General features: G+C 51.5%; 19 protein-coding genes. 7 read left to right on the top strand and 12 right to left on the bottom strand.

Annotated features, from left to right (window positions below; all coding sequences use genetic code 11):
- Positions 1-110 precede the first annotated feature (110 nt).
- Together ACO0LM_RS04605 and ACO0LM_RS04600 are read left to right on the top strand one after the other, a co-directional pair.
- Positions 111-749, top strand: coding sequence for a TetR/AcrR family transcriptional regulator (locus ACO0LM_RS04605; RefSeq protein ID WP_423034754.1), 639 nt, complete (start codon positions 111-113; stop codon positions 747-749).
- Positions 750-925: 176 nt separating this feature from the next.
- Positions 926-1810, top strand: coding sequence for a hypothetical protein (locus ACO0LM_RS04600; protein ID WP_423034752.1), 885 nt, complete (start codon positions 926-928; stop codon positions 1808-1810).
- Positions 1811-1814: 4 nt separating this feature from the next.
- Here the strand turns inward: ACO0LM_RS04600 and ACO0LM_RS04595 are convergent, their stop codons facing one another.
- The 10 genes from ACO0LM_RS04595 to ACO0LM_RS04550 all read right to left on the bottom strand — a co-directional run bounded on the left by ACO0LM_RS04595 (position 1815) and on the right by ACO0LM_RS04550 (position 11325).
- A complete protein-coding gene (locus ACO0LM_RS04595) occupies positions 1815-2615 on the bottom strand; it encodes a DUF429 domain-containing protein (protein WP_423034750.1) in 801 nt (266 codons plus the stop codon).
- Positions 2612-3775: a cardiolipin synthase ClsB gene (clsB, locus tag ACO0LM_RS04590; RefSeq protein ID WP_423034748.1), complete on the bottom strand. Its 1164-nt coding sequence runs from the start codon at positions 3773-3775 to the stop codon at positions 2612-2614. The genes ACO0LM_RS04595 and clsB overlap by 4 nt, the downstream gene beginning before the upstream one ends.
- Complete coding sequence (locus ACO0LM_RS04585; protein ID WP_423034747.1) at positions 3772-4587, bottom strand: endonuclease/exonuclease/phosphatase family protein; 816 nt, start codon at positions 4585-4587, stop codon at positions 3772-3774. The genes clsB and ACO0LM_RS04585 overlap by 4 nt, the downstream gene beginning before the upstream one ends.
- A gap of 11 nt (positions 4588-4598) precedes the next feature.
- Positions 4599-5075, bottom strand: a complete 477-nt coding sequence (gene nudB, locus ACO0LM_RS04580) for a dihydroneopterin triphosphate diphosphatase (protein WP_423034745.1) — start codon at positions 5073-5075, stop codon at positions 4599-4601.
- A gap of 187 nt (positions 5076-5262) precedes the next feature.
- Positions 5263-5745 carry a cache domain-containing protein gene (locus ACO0LM_RS04575; protein WP_423034743.1) on the bottom strand — a complete coding sequence of 161 codons (483 nt, stop codon included), beginning with the start codon at positions 5743-5745 and terminating at the stop codon, positions 5263-5265.
- A 332-nt stretch (positions 5746-6077) separates the two neighbouring features.
- The gene (locus ACO0LM_RS04570; RefSeq protein WP_423034741.1) at positions 6078-6884 is read right to left on the bottom strand and encodes a CsgG/HfaB family protein; all 807 of its coding nucleotides are present in this window, start codon (positions 6882-6884) and stop codon (positions 6078-6080) included.
- A 30-nt stretch (positions 6885-6914) separates the two neighbouring features.
- Positions 6915-8717 (bottom strand): aspartate--tRNA ligase, encoded by a 1803-nt coding sequence (gene aspS / locus ACO0LM_RS04565; RefSeq protein WP_423034739.1) that lies wholly within the window; start codon positions 8715-8717, stop codon positions 6915-6917.
- A gap of 61 nt (positions 8718-8778) precedes the next feature.
- Complete coding sequence (locus ACO0LM_RS04560; protein ID WP_423034737.1) at positions 8779-9381, bottom strand: DUF502 domain-containing protein; 603 nt, start codon at positions 9379-9381, stop codon at positions 8779-8781.
- Between the two features lie 54 nt (positions 9382-9435).
- The gene (locus tag ACO0LM_RS04555; protein ID WP_423034735.1) at positions 9436-9762 is read right to left on the bottom strand and encodes an FmdB family zinc ribbon protein; all 327 of its coding nucleotides are present in this window, start codon (positions 9760-9762) and stop codon (positions 9436-9438) included.
- A gap of 138 nt (positions 9763-9900) precedes the next feature.
- Positions 9901-11325 carry a sodium:solute symporter family protein gene (locus ACO0LM_RS04550; RefSeq protein WP_423034733.1) on the bottom strand — a complete coding sequence of 475 codons (1425 nt, stop codon included), beginning with the start codon at positions 11323-11325 and terminating at the stop codon, positions 9901-9903.
- 378 nt (positions 11326-11703) lie between these two features.
- Here ACO0LM_RS04550 and ACO0LM_RS04545 point away from each other — a divergent pair, with 378 nt between their 5' ends.
- Complete coding sequence (locus ACO0LM_RS04545; RefSeq protein ID WP_422988239.1) at positions 11704-12384, top strand: Bax inhibitor-1/YccA family protein; 681 nt, start codon at positions 11704-11706, stop codon at positions 12382-12384.
- Between the two features lie 141 nt (positions 12385-12525).
- Here the strand turns inward: ACO0LM_RS04545 and ACO0LM_RS04540 are convergent, their stop codons facing one another.
- Positions 12526-13479: a M20/M25/M40 family metallo-hydrolase gene (locus tag ACO0LM_RS04540; protein WP_423034731.1), complete on the bottom strand. Its 954-nt coding sequence runs from the start codon at positions 13477-13479 to the stop codon at positions 12526-12528.
- Positions 13480-13682: 203 nt separating this feature from the next.
- Here ACO0LM_RS04540 and ACO0LM_RS04535 point away from each other — a divergent pair, with 203 nt between their 5' ends.
- From ACO0LM_RS04535 to ACO0LM_RS04520, 4 genes are all read left to right on the top strand, one after another.
- Complete coding sequence (locus ACO0LM_RS04535) at positions 13683-14837, top strand: GNAT family N-acetyltransferase (protein WP_423034729.1); 1155 nt, start codon at positions 13683-13685, stop codon at positions 14835-14837.
- A 13-nt stretch (positions 14838-14850) separates the two neighbouring features.
- Positions 14851-15159, top strand: a complete 309-nt coding sequence (locus ACO0LM_RS04530; RefSeq protein WP_423034727.1) for a single-stranded DNA-binding protein — start codon at positions 14851-14853, stop codon at positions 15157-15159.
- 460 nt (positions 15160-15619) lie between these two features.
- Positions 15620-17125 carry a PPC domain-containing protein gene (locus tag ACO0LM_RS04525; protein ID WP_423034725.1) on the top strand — a complete coding sequence of 502 codons (1506 nt, stop codon included), beginning with the start codon at positions 15620-15622 and terminating at the stop codon, positions 17123-17125.
- 89 nt (positions 17126-17214) lie between these two features.
- Complete coding sequence (locus tag ACO0LM_RS04520; protein WP_423034723.1) at positions 17215-17610, top strand: hypothetical protein; 396 nt, start codon at positions 17215-17217, stop codon at positions 17608-17610.
- Between the two features lie 74 nt (positions 17611-17684).
- Here the strand turns inward: ACO0LM_RS04520 and ACO0LM_RS04515 are convergent, their stop codons facing one another.
- Positions 17685-18275 carry a DUF938 domain-containing protein gene (locus tag ACO0LM_RS04515; protein WP_423034721.1) on the bottom strand — a complete coding sequence of 197 codons (591 nt, stop codon included), beginning with the start codon at positions 18273-18275 and terminating at the stop codon, positions 17685-17687.
- Positions 18276-18634: the final 359 nt, after the last annotated feature.

Below are 18634 nucleotides of genomic sequence, written 5' to 3'. Positions count from 1 at the left end.
AGCTATGTTGCAGTGCGCATAGACAATAAACTGAACGACCGTACAATTCGGCAAAGTTTTGCATTATTTTATGTATATTCGCATGCTTGCCAATTTGGTCGGATCAGCTCATGAGCTCTGTTGAAGAACTAAGTGGAAAAAAGCGCGCAATTCTCATTGCCGCTGAGAAATGCTTCGCCGCACAAAGCTATGAAGGCGTCTCCATCCGCGACATCGCGCATGAGGCCGGGGTACCGATTGCCCTCATCGGTTACTACTTTGGTGCCAAAAATGAGCTGTATTACGCCATTTATGAACATCACAGCGGTTATATCGCCGAACGCCTGAACGGCTTGCGTCATGCACGCGCACACAGTGCACCTGATACTGCACTTGAAGCCATCATCGCCGCCTTTGTGCTACCTGTGCTCAGGCTCAATGAAAAAGCCGATGGAGCCAATTTTTCACGTATGGTCATGCGCGGTGTCATTGACCAGCATGAAGCCAGCGAACGCATCACCCGCGAATTCTATGACCCCATGGCCCGTGAATTCATCGCCGCACTGCACGATGCCCTGCCCCATGCACCCGCCGACAGCATCTACTGGAGCTATCAGTTCGCCCTGGGTGCCCTGCTGCACCACGTCGTCGATATCCGCATAGAACGCCTTTCTGACGGCCTGTGCCCGGCGCGGCAGGCTGACCTGGCAGCACCATACCTGCTACGCTTCATTACGGATGGGGTCCGGGCGGTTACGCGGGTGAATTAGGTCCTCTGGTATTGAGCCCGGTTATTGAGCCCGATTATTGAGCCCAAGACATGAGCTTAAAGGCACCACCTTTGAAAGCCGGAAAGTCATCTTTATGAGAATAATTCTGAAAACAGACTTTGAATTGCCGCAAGAGGATGCATATGCAGATTTCCAGCCAGACTTGTTAGCACGTAATGCAGACTGATCACCGTACAAATAATCAACAGCAATCTCCTGTTCTTACCTACGTGCTCGCCCCCTTATTCGCGCCGCTGATCTGGTTCGTTGCCGGACTTATTAAAGACGCATCTGGTCGTGGATTGGGTGTGGCAGTGCTTAGTTTCAAAGCCCTGTTCATGCTGTCGCTGTGCCTTGGGTCCTATGCCGTGTGCATACCCTTGTTAGGTATCCTGGAGACCTTGCTACCCGCACTGAACAAGAAAATACACGGCAACACCTTATTTGCAACCGTGTTTATTACGACCACTACAGCGGTAGCTGGATTAATCTATGCGCAAGCTGCGTTTCAGGATGCCAGTATCTTCACCCGCAACATGTTTTACCTTGGCATCATGCTACTCATCTGTCTCGGCATGTTTATCAGCCTGAAAGGCATCTTTACGACCTCAAATCACTGCCATTTCGCTGCCCGATTCACCTGGACAAGCAGAATCCAAAACCGCTGGGGAATATCAGGCATGCTACACGGGATAGTATCCATCGTTATGATAAGCATCGTGACTTATCTGCAATCCATCAATTTCCATGCAGATGTCTTGAAATTCTTCTTTAAAAAAGACCTGCACGAGATCTACCCGGAAGAGATATTCCGTGCATCTGTATTTGATGTGAGTCCGAACGCTATTGTCGATTGGTGTTTTTATGCTGCCATCATCCTGGCGCTTGCAGCAATCGCCTCGGCACTGGCAGCAAAAATCCGGAATGAAAATTCCTTGTATCGGGCCGCGGCTTGTGTTTTCGGCGGCCTGGCATTTGCCATTGTCGATCCCAGGCTGGCTGTATACGCCATGCTCTTCTACGGTATAACTATGTACGCCCTGCAGTTTAAAGTACGCTAAAAACTCAAGCCCCAACTATCCACCCTTCCAGCGCATCAAACGCAGGCAAACCATAATTTTGCTCATGCCTTTGCCAGGCCCATGCGGCCAGCAGCATGCATAGCACCGCATCCAGCAAATCGGCGCTGCCGTCGTCTATCAGTTCGTTTCTGAAACTTCCCAGATCCAGTTTGATTTTCCACGGCGTGTTACCGGCTTCCAGCGCTTCGACTATCTGTACGCGTGCCTGCCTGCGTTCGGGCGTCTGTTTAGCCTTGTCGTCGCTCTTGTAAGAGGCTTTCGTTATGCTACGTGCCACCATACCGGGATAGGCTTCCAGTGCGATACGTTGCGGGTCACCCACATGCATGCCGGGTATGCTAACGCCAGCATCCAGCAAACGCGGGGCCCCTGCGTGCAGCATATAGGCGACGGGTGGGTTGACCCATTTCATGGAGGGCGAAGAACCTGCGGGGATGTCGGTAGCCCTGTGGGCGAATTTATTGCCGACGGCACGGGCATCGCAAAAAGCCTTGAATTGCAAGCGCACGTCGGTGCGCGAAAGACTTTGCAAATGGCGCATCAGGCCTGGCCAATCAGTCGGCCAGCACAGATACTCCACCAGTTCTCGCGGCAGGGAAAATGGCAGGTCAAAACCCGCCAGCCAGGGGCCGGGCTGCCTGAGCCAGGTTTCAAATGCCGCAAAGTCAGGCTGGCTGGTCAGCGTCTGCAATTGCAGTTGATCTGCATGCAGGATGCCACTGGCAATGGTGATGCATTTGCGGCGCGTGGGTGCGGAAGTAAAATCAACGCCGTGCAGCTTCATCCGTAATGTCCAAACGTGACGATGCGCATCAAGCCGCGGTAGATCAGGTAGGCAATGCCATGCCAGACGTGCCGATACCATGCTTGCTTATGCACGTCGGCCGCCAGAATCTCTACGCCATCCGCCAGCCCCTGCTCCAGTTCACACGACAAGGCAGCGGCAAAATCGCAGTCGCGTATGACGATATTCGCTTCATGATTGACGAACAGGCTCAGTCCATCGAAATTGCTGGACCCCACGGTCGCCCAGTCTCCGTCCACCACGGCCACCTTGGCATGTAATTGTGTCTTGCGATATTCAACGATGCGCACACCTGCCTGCAACAGGGGGCCATAAAAGGATTGCGCCACTGCGTCCTGTAAGGCGAATTGACCTACGCCCAGCAAGAGCACGACATCCACCCCGCGTGATGCGGCGGATATCATGGCTCGCCTGAATTTCCTGCCCGGCGCAAAATAAGGCGTCACCAGGATGGCACGTTTTCTGGCCGTTCCCAGGGCATGCAGGTAGGCTTTTTGTATGGTAGTGCGATTGCGCAAATTGTCCCGCACCACCAGTGCGGCTGCGGTGATTTGCTTGCCGCCGCTTTTGGCATCCGCATGCAGATGGCGCATCAGGGCAAAGCGCGAGCGAAAATCCAAGCGCCCCAGCTTGCGCCATTGCGCCTCCGCTTCCAGGTGCACATGGGCGACCAGTGGCCCGGTCACCCGCACCGCAAAATCCCAGCGCGGGGAAGGCAGGACGATACCAGACCCATCATCGGCTATGCAATCGTCAATAATATTCAAACCACCAACCATGGCGACTTGCTGATCGACGACACAGATTTTTCTGTGGGTACGTGCCAGACCACGTTTGAACCAGGGATTAAAGCAGCGACAATCGACACCCGCATCATTGAAACGCCGGGTCAGATCAATGGCCGCCTGACGATCACTGCCTATCCAGTCGATGACCACCCTGACCTGCACACCACGGGCAGCGGCCTGTATCAGTGCGGTCTGTACGGCAACAGCCGTCTGGTCGTTGGCGAAAATATAGGTTTCCAGATAAATTTCAGCGCTGGCCTGATCAATCTCACTGATCAGTGCGGGAAAGAACTGCGCGCCACTGTGCAGCAGTTGTATATCATTGCCAGCGACGAAATGCAGCCGGCTCATGCAGCTTCAGCAGGAGTCAACAATTCCAGGCTGACCATGATAGGCACATGGTCTGACAGCGTGGTCCAGGGCGCGCCCTTGAGTACCTCTGCTTCATTGACTTTGAAGCCGCGCAAATAAACCCGGTCCAGGCATAGCCATGGCAGGCCGGCAGGAAAGGTGCGGGCATGGCGACCCTTGTTTTTGGCAAACAGGTTACGCATATTCCGCAATGAAAAACGCGGCATGCCATGGTGTGCATCGACATCAAAGGCTTCAAACACGCCCAGCTCCTGATACAGGGTCTGACTCAGGCGTTGGCTCCAGTCGTTGAAATCACCGGCAATGACCAGCGGTGCCTGGGCAGGCAGATCACGCTTGATGGTCTGGATCAATGCCTGTATCTGACGGCGACGGCTAGCAGCAAACAGGCCCAGATGGATGACGAAACAGTGCACATCGACTTCCTCCACGCGCACTACGGCGTGCAATATGCCACGCTGTTCATAGGCATGATCAGACACATCATGATTCGCAAAGGAAGCAATTGGATAGCGACTCAGCAAGGCATTCCCATGGTGGCCATGTTCATACACGGCGTTCATGCCATACACCGCCTGGTGCGACTGCCCGGCCAGGAAGTCATGCTGGCCCTCTTGCGGCCACAGAGTGTGGTTTTCTGCGTGCAGGTCATGCTGGCCCTGCACTTCCTGCAGGAATACCAGGTCCGCGTCCAGCAGATCTATCGCATCCTTGATGCCATGTATGCGCGCCTTGCGGCCAAATGCACTGACGCCCTTGTGAATATTATAGGTGGCGATGCGCAATTTCATTGTGGGTCTCTTTAACTGGTAAGGTCGGTATGGGCCTGCATTAATTCAATCAATTCTGGCAATTGCAGAATGGCTTCGGCATTCGATGCAGAAAAACAGCGATCTGCCGCCTCGCGCCACGGCAACCACTGGTACTGCAAGTGTTCGCGTGGTGCCAGGCGTACCGCGACATCAGGGCTGACACACAGGCCAAACACATGTTCGGTATTACGCGTCACGCCGGGTGCATAACGATGACACCAGACCGGGTAAATGTCGTACACATTCGACAATTGCCAATCGCGCAGAGTGTATTGTGTGGCGTCGATGCCGGTTTCTTCAGCAACTTCGCGAATGGCAGTCGCCATCAGGGCTTCGTCGGGTGTGTCTTTGGAGCCGGTCACAGATTGCCAGAAACCGGCCTTATCAGCCCGTTCCAGCAACAGCACATCAAGTGCTGGCGTATAGATAACGACAAGAACAGATTCGGGGATTTTATACTCAGGCATGGTGCTTATGGATGCGACGCAGAGCCATATGGATATCTTCGACAGCACCATTTTAGCGCCTTTAGCGCAAGCATTTTTGCTATTGTGCAAAGTAAACCGCTGCGCCCTGAAACTCATTTCATGGCGCAGCTTTACATACTGAGTGCTGACCCGTCGTATTGACGAGCCCGGGCAAGCGGCAGCCTACTTATTTGGTGAAATACGTCCCAACACAGATCATGCTGTCACCGGCACCACGTTCACAGTAGGAACGCTTCAGTTCATACGACTGGGTCGCCGGGTTATTGAATTTGTAAGGACCATACCACCCTTTGGACGATGCCTTGACGGTATCTATCATGCCCTTGATAAAGGCATTGCCATCCACATCCTTCATGGAGATGAGATTTTTCCCCACCATTTTTGCATTGGCACCCTGTGCCAGGCAATTGCCGTCGAAGTCATAGACAAATACATACAGGTCTTTATCCTTGAATGCCCCATCAGGATGGTCTGTAAATACCTTATAGGCTTTTTCTGCACCGGCAGATTTGACCAGGGCTACGGCTTTTTTCACCATGTCCTGTGCTTCGGCTTCGCTTCCATGCTCGCCAGCGGCATAGGTCAGTGGCGTCAGTGCCGCTGTTGCCAGCAATGCGGCAGGCAGTAATTTTCTCAATAAGCGATCCATGGTTTCTCCTTGAAAGTGATCATTCGCTGACAAGATAAACTCAATCCCGGCAGTCAATAGTTTCTTTATAGCAGTTTTATTTACTGCGTTCTCAAAAGAAACAAGAGTTCACATTGGCCTGTTTATATTGTGCCGCCACTAAATTGACACTACCAATTGCAAAAGAAATCTCATGAATTTAACCAAAAGTTTAGCGTATGCACAGCGCGTCGGCACAAGCCATTTCCACGCTTGCTGTACTGCAAAAGACACGGTTATCAGACCTGGCTTACGAGTGCAGAAAAGCAAAAAGGCCTGCATTGCAGACCTTTTTGTCTATAGCATGACAACAACTATTTCTTGAGCGGCACTGCCGGAGGCAATTCTTTTTCTTGCAACTGTCTGACCTGCGGCACCAGTTTATTGTGCGCATCCAGGAAGGCTGCGACGATGACCTTGGCTTCATTGGTATTGCTCCAGCCAGCACCAAAACCACCACCGCCCGCGCCAAAACTCAAACCACCCATACCAAGATCAGTTGACTTGGCAGAACCAGTTGATGCGGCCAGTTGCTCGGTCGTTTCATTGTCCGTCAACAGCAGGGCTACCTGGGCTTCCTTGAAGCTGACCTTTTCGGCATAGCCGGTAAAGTTTTTCAGAATAGGTATCATGCCCATGATGGCACCTATGCCACCACCGGCCTTGCTTTCAGAAAACGTCAGGCTGGGCGTGATGGTGTATTGCGCTTCATAGCCCTTGCCTTTGGCAACGGTAGAATTTTTACGGATGATGCCCTGGTCTTTCAGTTCCTGTTCCTGTATCACTGCTTTCAGGCCAGATGAACGATCCACCACGCGGAAACATCCGCTTTGCTGTGCCAGCAAACGTATCAGCGGCACCGGTGATGACGGCAGGTTGTACTGGCTGCTCATCACGTAGCCATTGGGGTTTTCCACCAGTGACAGGGTAGCCACCGGTGCATCACACTTCACCAGGCTCTTGCTGGCACCTTTGGCACCGGCAGGACCGGCAGCGCCCGTCACCTCAGACGAGCCCTCACCCAATTCGGTTTTCTTTTCACCGCAGGCAGCAAGAAACAGACTGGCACTTAACAACAAGAACAGGGTTTTCTTGTTACTGGCTTGAATATTGAAATTCATTGTTGTTTCCCGCTGTCGTCAGTAAAGAAATTACGCGATTTTTGGTTCAACCGCACGCAAACGGATATGCAGTTCACGCAATTGTTTCTCGTCAACTTCAGACGGTGCCTGTGTCAACAGACATTGCGCACGCTGGGTTTTCGGGAACGCAATCACGTCACGGATGGATTCTGCACCGGTCATCATGGTAACGATACGATCCAGGCCGAAAGCCAGGCCACCATGTGGAGGCGCGCCGTATTGCAATGCATCCAGCAAGAAGCCGAACTTCAATTGCGCTTCTGCATCATCAATCTTCAATGCACGGAATACTTTGCTCTGTACATCAGCACGATGGATACGGACAGAACCACCGCCCAGTTCCCAACCGTTCAGGACCATGTCGTAAGCCTTGGCAATACACTTGCCCGGATCAGTTTCCATCAAATCTTCGTGGCCATCTTTTGGTGCTGTGAATGGATGATGGGTCGCGGTCCAGCGGTCGTTTTCTTCATCATGTTCAAACATCGGGAAATCAACCACCCATAATGGTTTCCAGACATCTTGGAACAAGCCATTGGCTTTGCCGAATTCGCTATGACCGACTTTCACGCGAAGCGCACCGATCGCATCATTCACGACTTTGGCTCTGTCTGCACCGAAGAAAATCAGGTCGCCATCTTGTGCGCCTGTGCGTTCCAGGATTTGTGCCAGAGCTGCATCATGGATGTTCTTGACGATAGGCGATTGCAGACCATCACGGCCCAGTGCTTTTTCGTTGACCTTGATGTAGGCCAGACCTTTGGCACCGTAGATACCGACGAACTGCGTATAGGCATCGATCTCTGCGCGAGTGATGGCAGAACCGCCAGGTACGCGCAGACCAACGACACGGCCATTGACCATATTCGCGGCACCCGCAAATACTTTGAAATCCACGTCTTTCATGACGTCGGTCAATTCTGTGAATTGCAGCTTGACGCGCATGTCTGGCTTGTCGGAACCATACAGGCCCATCGCTTCCGCGTATTCCATGACAGGGAAAGGATTTGGCAGATCGATGTCCAGCGTGTTTTTGAAGACCAGGCGGATCATGCCTTCAAACATGTCGCGGATTTCCTGCTCGTTCATGAAGGAAGTTTCGCAATCGATCTGGGTAAATTCTGGCTGGCGGTCAGCACGCAAATCTTCATCACGGAAGCACTTGGTGATCTGGTAGTAACGGTCAAAGTTGGCCACCATCAGCAATTGTTTGAACAACTGCGGTGATTGTGGCAAGGCAAAGAAGTTACCGGCGTTGACACGCGATGGCACCAGGTAGTCACGTGCGCCTTCAGGCGTGGACTTGGTCAGCATCGGTGTTTCGATATCGATAAAGCCGTTCGCATCGAGGAACTTGCGGACTTCCATCGTTACCTTGTAACGCAGACGCAGGTTGTTTTGCATTTGCGGACGACGCAAATCCAGCACGCGGTGGGTCAGGCGTGTGGTTTCAGACAGGTTGTCGTCATCGAGCTGGAACGGTGGCGTGACGGAAGGATTCAAGACCTCGACATTATGGGCCAGTACTTCGATCTTGCCGGATTTCAGGTTGGCATTGCCAGTACCTTCTGGACGGCTGCGTACCACACCGGTAATGCGCAGGCAGAATTCATTACGTACTGTTTCTGCCGCTTTGAACACATCAGCACGATCAGGATCACAAACAACCTGCACCAGGCCTTCGCGGTCACGCAAGTCAATAAAGATCACGCCGCCGTGATCGCGACGACGGTGCACCCAGCCACACAGGCTGACGGTTTGGCCGAGTAATTCCTCAGTAGTGAGGCCGCAGTAATGGGTACGCATGGACATATTTCTTACCTGTCTGTATTCAAAATTAAAAATGATTTGATGCGGTGGGTAACCACATCATTTATTTGGTGGGGAGATGCTCGGGAGCCACCACGCCCATGGAAACAATGTATTTGAGTGCGGCATCGACACTCATATCCAATTCTATCGCCTGATCTTTCGGCAACATCAAAAAGAAGCCGGATGTCGGGTTGGGTGTCGTCGGCACGTACACGCTGACAAAGTCACCTTTCAGATGATTGACCACATCACCACCCGGTATACCAGTCAGGAAACCAATCGTCCAGCAATCGCGACGCGGATATTCAATCAGCACCGCCTTGCGAAACGCATTACCTGAAGACGAAAACAGTGTATCCGATACCTGTTTGACACTAGAGTATATCGAACTGACGATGGGAATGCGCTGCAACAGACTTTCCCAGGCCTTGACCACATAGTTGCCGATAAAATTCTGTGCCAGCAAGCCGGTGACAAAAACGATCAACAAGGTCAGCACCGTACCGATGCCCAATACCTTGAAACCGACCAGTTTTTCTGGTCGCCATTCAATCGGCAACAGCAGCAATGACTGATCCATGGTACTGATAACGGCATGCAGCACCCATAGCGTAATTGCCAGGGGCACTAAAATCAGCAGGCCAGTAATAAAGTATTTACGCATGGTAATCGATTCACTCTTGATAAATAAGACAAAACAAACTGGGGCAAATGCCGGTCAGACAGCCTGATTACCTTCTGCTGACGTTGACGATGCTGGTGCTGGTGCTGGGGCCGGGGCTGCGGTAGACGCAGCGGCTGCGGCCGGCTCAGTTGATGCCGGTGCAGATTCGCTTGCGGGCGCTGCCGCTGCGCCGCCGGAACCACCACGGAAGTCAGTGACATACCAGCCCGAACCTTTGAGTTGGAAGCCGGCAGCGGTGACCTGTTTCGTAAAAGAAGATTTGCCGCATGTTGGACATACGCTCAGCGGTTCATCGGAAATCTTTTGCAATACATCTTTGGCAAATCCGCATTCTTGACAGCGGTAAGCATAAATCGGCATGGCTTTGCCCCTAAAAAAACTGATAAAACCCTGAATTATAAAGGTTTTTGATCAGAATTTGCGCATTGCATCACAGCCAGGTCTATGCCAGGACCAATGTCGGGCTTATGTTGGACCTGTATTGGACCTGTGTCGAACCTATACCGCCATGGTCTTGCGACTGAACTGGGGCAGTAAAGAACCCATAATCATCCCTGTCATACTCATCAATACGCCCACCAGTTGTGGCGGCCACAAGCCTTCAGGAACCAAGACCTCCATACTTACCCACGAAACAATACCAAGAATGATAGATGCCAGACCACCCTGTGTGGTCGCGCGCTTCCAGTACAAACCGAAAGCCAGCGGGACAAAAGCAGCCACCAGGGTTACTTTGTAGGCATTTTCCACCATTTTATAGATGCTGGATTCGGTATTCATGGCAAAAATAGTAATGATGACCGTGAAAACCAGCACGACTATACGCATCATCCGCAAGAATTGTTTGTCACTTTGCTCGGGGAAGAATGGTTTCAGGATGTTTTCAGAGAAGGTCACGGAAGGTGCCAGCAAAGTTGCACTTGCACAACTCTTAATGGCAGACAGCAGCGCGCCAAAGAACATCACCTGGGCCAGCATCGGCACCTTGGTCATGATCAGGGTAGGCAAAATCAGTTGCGAATCCTTGTCGATCAGGCTTTCCACCATTTTAGGATCGATCAGGGTTGCCGAATAAGCCAAAAACATGGGGATAAAGGCAAAGCAAAAATACAATACACCACCCAGTACTGATGCATTCCCGGCAATTTTTTCATTTTTCGATGAAGCCACACGCTGGAATACATCCTGCTGCGGTATCGAGCCCAGCATCATGGTTATCCAGGCGGCAAAGAACCACAGGCTTTCCTTGGCGGTAGGTGCAGGCCAGAAATCGAGCTTGCCGGCATTGGCAGCATGTTCTATAACCACACCGGCACCACCGACCATGCCCGACACTTCCCAGCCTATATACAGCATGCCGACCACAATGATGATCATCTGCAGGAAATCCGTGATCGCCACCGACCACATGCCCCCCATCAGGGTATAGATCAGTACGCTGCCAGCACCGATGATCATGCCTATATCCATGGAAATATAGCCCCCGGACACAACGCTGAACACCAGGCCCAGCGCCTTGATCTGGGCAGCAACCCAACCCAGGTAAGATACCACGATACACATCGTCACCATGACTTCGGCAGTACGGCCAAACTTGTTACGGTAATAATCACCGATCGTCAGCAAGTTCATGCGGTACAGCGGGCGGGCAAAAAACAAGCCGACAAATATCAGGCACAGGGATGAACCAAAGGGGTCAGCGACCACACCTTTCAAACCATCCTTGACGAACGTAGACGAAATGCCCAGCACCGTCTCGGAACCGAACCAGGTCGCAAACACGGTTGCCGTCACCACGTACATGGGCAGGGAACGCCCGGCAACGGCATAGTCTTTGGAGTTGTTCACATAACGGGCGGCATACAGACCTATCCCCACAGAGATGACCCAGTACAGAATGACAAACCAGATTAATGTATTCATGAATAGCCGCGTGATGATGTCAATAAAAAAACCCGCATTTTTGCTGCGGGCATTATAGACGTAAGTTACACGAAGTTTGAGCCTGAAGTGGGTGATTTTGTAACGAACTGAAGCTTTATTTTCTTTGTTGAGCGCTGCCGCCACATCAATCGGATCACTTGTCCATTATTCAAGCTATTTGCACAATAAAAGTGCAGGCAATTTGATAAAAACCAGCAAAACCATGCCAGACCCTGCACCACACTTGAATTGTAAAAATTTGTTATATCGCAATGGCTATTGTAGAATCAGGCATGACTTGCAATTTTTGCAGGCTACCTAATAAACCAAGCCACTTACCTTTTAAAGGTTTAAGGCAATTCTAAGATAGGGATATCCATGGAACTGGCAAGTACCCAACAAGGTTACGGACCTGCGCGTGAGCGCTTTATCAGCAAGACTTTTAATCACCTCGGCGGTGCCATTCTCGGCTTTACGGCGATTGAAGTCGTCTTATTCAAGACCGGTGTAGCAGAAGTATTGGCCCAAGGTATGCTGAGCATGTCATGGATTATCATACTTGGTGCCTTCATGCTGGTGGGCTGGCTGGCTTCACGGGCCGCCCATACTGTCGAAAGTCTGGCCATGCAATATGTGGCACTGGCTGCCTACATCCTGGCCGAAGCCATTATCTTTATCCCCCTGCTGTTCATTGCCAACCAGGTTGCGCCTGGTGCCATCGCCAATGCCGGCCTGATTACCGTACTGGCAACCGTAGGCCTGGTCGGCGTGGCTTACATGTCACGCAAGGATTTTTCTTTCCTTGGCAGTATCCTGAAATGGGCTGGCCTGGTAGCACTGGTCCTGATCGCTGGCGGCCTGATATTTGGTTTCCAGCTTGGCCTGTTCTTCAGTGTCGCCATGGTAGGACTGTCCGGTGCGGCGATTTTGTATGATGCATCGAATGTCATCCATCATTATCCGGAAGACCGTTACGTGGGCGCATCACTGCAATTGTTTGCCTCTGTGGCCATGATGTTCTGGTACGTACTGCGCATCCTGATCAGCCTGCGCGATTGAGCCTCTCCCAAAAACATGCGCTGCCAAGGCAGCGCATGGCATGTCTGCGGTCTCCATCTCTGCCTTCTTCCCTCTCTGCCTTCCTCCGTGTCTCCTTTACCTGCGCTGCGTTGCGCCCTCCCCTGACCTGGCAGTAGTCTTTTACTGCTTATTTCTGAAATTCATCGTCAGCAAGGCCTGATCCAGCAAATAGCTGGCTTTCGACAGCAAATCTACCGCTCCCAGGTAAAACTGCGGCTTGATCTTGTCCGCCGTATCCGTAGGCTGATGATAATCAGCATGGTCTTCAACACCAAAATAGATATGCGGCACCCCGGCCGCGACGAAAGGATAATGATCTGACTGCTTGGTCCAGTCATCGGTGCCCTGCTCCACCCTGTCATGACCAAACATCAGCTTCACACCCTGGTTGCCATCCAGCGGTGCCAGCAAGGTTTTCAATACGGGCAGTTGATGCGTGCCGCTGGCATACAGCTCTCCCTTGTCGCCACGGGCAATCATGTCGAAATTCATCACCATGCCTATCCGTGCCAGATCAGCCGCAGCCTGTGTCGTATAGGCACGGGAACCACCCAGATTGACCTCTTCGGCATCGAACAGGATAAACATCACATCATGCCTGGGCGGCTGGTTTTGCATGGCCCCGGCAATTGCCAGCACCGCAGCGACGCCAGAGGCATTATCGTCAGCACCGTAGTAGATTTTGCCGTCACGCACACCCAGGTGATCATAGTGGGCAGAAATCACCATCCTGGCAGCGCTGGCATGGTCTTCCAGGCTACCGGCACGACAAGCCAGGATATTGCGCCCCGTCTTGCTTTCTCCAAGGCGCGTCTGGAAGGTGAATTCCTGCACGAAATCCTGCCCGCAGGGTAGGACACCGATCTGCTTCAGACGCTGGATAATATAATCACGCGCTTGCGCATTACCCGCGGTATCACTGGCCCGCCCCGCCATGTCTTCACTGGCCAGGCGCTGGACGTCGATCAGCACTTGCGGTGTTGCCTCATCCGCCAGCGCCATGCCAACAGGCAGCAACAAGCTCAAAAGCAGGAAACACAGACAACGCAGCAGCATTTGACGTAATTCAGGCATATAACCATTCCATTCAAGATGAAGATAACAACTTCCGGTGTAATTCAGACTAAAAATGCATTAATGTCCAGACTAAGCAACCCCCACTACTTTACAGGCTTGCAATTCCCGCAGGAACGTGGCATAAACGCCGACTTGATAGCCGCTACGTCGATATTCCTGTTGAATTAGAGATGATGTATTTACTGACAAGCTGACGGCTCGTGTCTTACCAGAATTTCCCATTGATGTTGAACCCAGAAAAATTTGTCCTTACTACCGAAGCCGGCTTTGATGCCCTGGCGGCGTCCTGGCGTCAACTGGAAACACAGGTAGCGCATTTACTGCCCTTCCAGACGTTTGACTGGAACCGGGTCTGGTGGACAGTATTTTCAGATTCTTCGTGGTTTCACAAAGATGAACTGGCTATCTGCACCTTATATCAGGACCAGCAACTGGTTGCCGTCATGCCGCTGACCAATACCCACGTCGGCTTCCACAATCTGTTCATCTATCGCTATGTACGTCCGTTTGGTGCGGACCCCAACCTCACTGAAATCCGTATCCCGCTGACCCTGCCCGCCTATACCGAAACCATATTACAGCAATGGGAAGATTTGTCGAAGCAGGAAACCTTTGGCCTGACCGAATTCCAGGTCATCCACACCAGGGAACATGCCGCGCATTTTCTGGCAACCAACACTGCCGTGCATCCGCTGGAAACCAGGGATATCCCAAATTTCATCCTGCACCTGGATACCGACTGGTCCAGCTTCAAGACCGGCCTGAAACGCAATATCAAGGAATCGCTGCGGCACTGCTATAACTCACTGACACGTGATAACTTGCAGGCCAGGCTGCAGGTGTGGCGCGGCAATGCAGAAGTGCGGCAAAACCTCGATGCCTTCTATGCTCTGCACAACGCCCGCGCCACAGCAACAGGCACGGTAGAACATCCAGATTATTTTGCTGACGACAAACATCGCAGCTTTATCATGGCCTTGCTGGACAGCCCGTTTGCCAGCAGAATCATGCTGTTTGGCCTGGAACTGGACGGCAAGACCGTCGCCATGCGCATGGCTTTTGCAATGGGCGATGAGTTATACCTGTACTATTCAGGCTATGACCTGCACTATGCCAAATACAGCATCATGACCACGCTGCAAGCAGAAATCATCCAGTGGGCATTTACCCAGGGCTTGAAACGCATCAATCTGTCTGTCGGCGACGATGTATCCAAAACCCGCTGGGGGCCAGACGTCACCCACTATGTCGAATACCAGTGCGTCAAGAACAATCCGTGGCGCAGGAACCTGGGTAAAAATATCCTGAAGATGCGCAAGCTGCGCAAATCTTGGTCAGTTGGCAAACAGGAATAAAAAAGGACTCAACATGATAGACGCATTAATCGCCGGACGTATCTATGGCCAGGTCGAAGAACGCTCAGGACAAAATGGTACTGTCTACGTCACCTGTAAAGTACGCGCTGCAACGGATGACGGTGAGTTCATCATCTGCAATGTGATCACCTTCAATGATGCAACACGCAAAACTTTGCTGGCCCTGGGTGATGGCGACAGCCTGTCATTGTCCGGTGCACTGACACCCAAGGTCTGGACCGACAAACAAGGCAAGGCCAGGCCGGCACTGGATCTGATTGCGCATACCGTGATCACGGCGCATTTGAATACCGCTGAGTAAACGTTGATATGCCGTTGATAAGCAGTAGAGTGCGCCGTGCGCACTCTGCTATTTCAACATGCGGCCCAGCAAGCGACAACCATACTGCGCGAACGCAGCCAGCAGTGGCAGCCGTACTTGCTACAACGCCCAGCTCCACTCGGTTTTGCTGAGGCAGAACCCGTACGTGATGAAACGGAGCAACAACAAGAAGAAATGACGGAGAGGATTGCGACCAGAGGGATCGTGCAGCTAGTGTCCGGGGGAATAGTTTGGCGGGCGTGGGTTAAGTTGGTTAAGTGAATGAGAGATGAATAGCACGGTAAATAAAGCCAATATTAAGTATTGATTGCATAAAAAACATTTTTAATGTTAATGTAATAATATTTTATTATCATCAATTTACCCTGCTCAACAAATCATCAAACCATCAGTTTGTATGGCTCTGACTCATTTCACTCAACAACCAAGAAAGACATTCATGTTATTCAAAAATTTGGCTTCGCTCCTTTTCGTTGCTGGCGCAACACTGTGCTCTCACGCAGCCTACGCCGAAGCTGTTGGCGATGCCATTACTGTCAATACCTATTTACCCGGCAACCAATTGCTGGTCAGTGTTACTTCAAACCCAACTGGTGAAAAACTGGTGTTATGGCGGGATGAAACTCAAAACACCCACTATGTACAGCGCGTTGATACGGCCGGCATACTCTCACCGAACAAGATGCTGCTTCAGCTTGAACGGGGTTATGGCATCGCGACAACCCGCTCAGGGAATTTCGCTGTCATGTCCCAATCACAAAATATTCCCCAACCCGGCTATTTTGTTAACCTGTACGACCGCAATGGCAACCTGATTACTGCGCCCATACGCTTCAGCTCCTTTCCAAACACGGGTGGTGGGGTTGGCATGGCATCCAATGGCAGTTTCGCCGTACTGTATTCTGAATATGCGGGCTCCATTTCCACACTATTTTTAAAACGCTACACGGCAACTGGCACTCAGGTTGGTAATGCTATTACCGTCGCCCAATCCACTAATGGAGCTATTTTGGGCTCAAGTGACTTAGCCTTTGACGAAAGCGGCAACATCACAGTCACCTGGATGAATATACTTTCTTCTGTGCCTGATGTATGGATACGTCGGTTTAATGCTTCCGGTTCGCCCATTACAGCACCAGCAACTGTGCACCTGAATACGGCGGGCACACAAACTGGTGGGCAAATTGCGATGAACAGCTCAGGAAGCTTTATCGTTACCTGGAACGATAATCAGCCCAATACCAGCATCTGGAATGCTTACATACAAAGATATAATGAATACGGCAATCCTGTGAATGATGCCATTCGGGTCAACACGACCGCCCTGCCAAGAGAACCATCGTTCTCTGTGGCAATGATGGATGATGGCAGCTTCGTTGCAACCTGGAATACCGACGATGAACTATCTGTCCCAGCTTCCAAAGCTGCCATCAAAGCAAGGCAATTCAGAAGCGACGGAACACCAGTCGCAGATGAATTTTTTGTCAGCACACCAAATGGCGATGGCTCAGCAGCAAGTAAAGTAGCAATGGACATGGCAGGTAATTTTTTGGTTGGCTGGCATAGCTACAATACAAGTACTGGCTATGATGCAAAAATACGCGCCTATAAAATGGATACCCTGCCACCTACGCAGGTATTGATCAATGGCCAAACCGTGCAAGGTATTTCTGGTGCAACCGGTAGCTGGAAATATTTCAAGATCTCTGTTCCTGCAGGAACAAGTAATCTCAGTGTAAATATGACTGGTCCGCAAATTGGCGATGGTGATGTGTATTTTCGCTGGGGCGGCTATCCGACATTAAACAAATGGGAAATTCGCCCGGCCTTAAATGGCAATAATGAATCTTTCACTGTTGGCACACCTCCAGCCGGAGATTTTTATATTGCCATTTATGGATACGCCGCATATACGTCCAACAACCTGACTGTCAGTTATTGGTAACAAGAGCAAGGCAAGATAGGCATTAAACTTCATTCTCACTGGATTGCAGCCCAAGTGCAATCCAGTGACCTGCATCGCCAGTCAAACACATGTATGTTCGCGGGAAAAGCTCAAACTCGCCAACACACCCGAAAGAAACATCCACGATAGACGTATTCATCGCCGGACGTATCTATGGCCAGGTCGAAGAACGTGCAGGACAAAATGGTTCTGTCTATGTCACCTGTAAAGTGCGCGCTGCGACGGATAACGGTGATTTCATCATTTGCAACGTCATTGCCTTCAACGATGCGGCTCGCGCTACCTTGCTGTCACTGGGAGATGCCGACAGCCTGTCACTGTCCGGTGCACTGACACCCAAGGTCTGGACGGGCAAACAAGGCAAGGCCAACACTGGATCTGATTGCGCACACCGTGATCACGGCACATCTGGATACGCCCGCTTAAACATTGAACAAGGGTACGCCACACGCACCGTTCAATAAAATTTGATATGACGAAGATGGCGCGGGTGGCGCAACCTTCTATTTCGACATGCGGTGCGTATACAAGTTCAGGTTTACTTCACCAACACCAGCAAACGATTATTGGCAGGCATGGCGACATCATCCTGCAAGCGCATGCCGTGTTTGTCTGCCAGTTCGATGATCTTTTCAATATCGCGTATACCCATATGCGCCGCCTGCTGCTTCAGCAATGTATCAAACTGCTGATTGCTGGCGCTGGTGAATTCACCTGCGTAATTGAAGGGACCATAGATTAAAAACCGGCCCGGTTTTTCCAGCACCCTGGCCACACCAGCGAACATCCGTTCCACTTCTTCCCATGCCATGATGTGGCAGGTATTAGCCGTAAACACGGCATCAAACTGCTGTTCTGGAAATGCGGTTTTACCTATATTCAATTCCAGCGGCGGCAATACATTTGGCAAAGCCATCTCGTCCATCCAGGCCAGTATGCTGGGATGGTATTCCAGCCGGTCACTGGTTTGCCATAGCACATGCGGCAAATGCTGCGCAAAAGTCACCGCATGCTGCCCCGTGCCACTACCGATTTCGAGCAGGCTCTGACAGCCTGTCAATACCGGCTTGATGGCTTGCAAAATAGGGGCGCTGTTTCTTTCGCAGGCGGCGGAAAAAAGTTTACTCATTCTGGATGCTTTCGTTTGTTACCTTCAGCGTGAAGTTAGAACTCATTTCATAAATAGGGATGAGTGCGAGCAAGGCGATTCGGGATGCAGTGCAAGGCGCGACGCGCAGCTAAGGCTGGTGCCTTAGCAAGCGGCGCAACGCTGCAATGCGCCCGAATCGCCAGCTCCCGGAGGGTTTGCCTCATAACGCGTGCTGGACTGCGTTGGACTCGTTGTCAATAGACCCGCTATTGACTGCCTCGTCCGCCTTGCCAGCCCACGTTATGAGACAAACGCATCTCACCCCTATTTATGAAATGAGTTCTAGTACTCTACGTTGAAACAGGTAATGCCACAATACGGAAATTTTTCCACTTAGC

Source organism: Undibacterium sp. Di26W (assembly GCF_049340265.1).
Taxonomy (GTDB): Bacteria; Pseudomonadota; Gammaproteobacteria; order Burkholderiales; family Burkholderiaceae_D; genus Undibacterium.
This window is presented reverse-complemented; position numbering and strand designations above follow the sequence as displayed.